Raw genomic sequence first — 525 nt, 5'->3', positions numbered from 1 at the left:
AACTCGAACGACTTCGTCGACCTTTTAGGATATCTGACCTTCTCGCCGGGTGAGACCGTTAAAACCGTCCGTATCCCGATCACGAATGACAGCCTGGATGAAATCAATGAGGCCTTCACTCTTGAGCTCTACAGCCCCAGCAACAATGTTACCCTGGCGAAGAACATCGGCACGGCCACCATCATAGATAATGATGCACCGTCCGGCACACCGGTCATCTCGGTCATTGACTTCGTCATCGATGAAGCGGCGGGTGAAGCCAGTTTCGTCATCATTCTGGACCGGCCCAGCAGCCTCGTGGTGTCGCTGAACTATGCGACCCAAAACGGTGGCGCGGTGGCTGGGTCGGACTATGTGGCGGTCAGCGGTAGCCTGAACTTTGCGCCCGGCCAGACGGTACACACGGTCAAGGTGCCGCTGATCAATGATACGGTGACGGAGGGCTCGGAGGCCTTCAACCTGGTGATCAGCAGCCTGGTCAATGCGACGACCCTGGATGCGGTCGGTACGGCCGTGATCGGGAGC

At 57.9% G+C, this 525-nt stretch carries 1 protein-coding gene; it reads left to right on the top strand.

The annotated features are described in order from the left end of the window. On the top strand, positions 1 to 525 hold a 525-nt coding region (locus ABAC402_RS37285), incomplete at both ends, for a Calx-beta domain-containing protein (RefSeq protein WP_040410111.1).

Origin of the sequence: Asticcacaulis sp. AC402 (assembly GCF_000495835.1) — a bacterium.
Taxonomy (GTDB): domain Bacteria; phylum Pseudomonadota; class Alphaproteobacteria; order Caulobacterales; family Caulobacteraceae; genus Asticcacaulis.
Note: the sequence above shows the minus strand (reverse complement) of the source record. Positions and strands in the feature narration are given on the sequence as shown.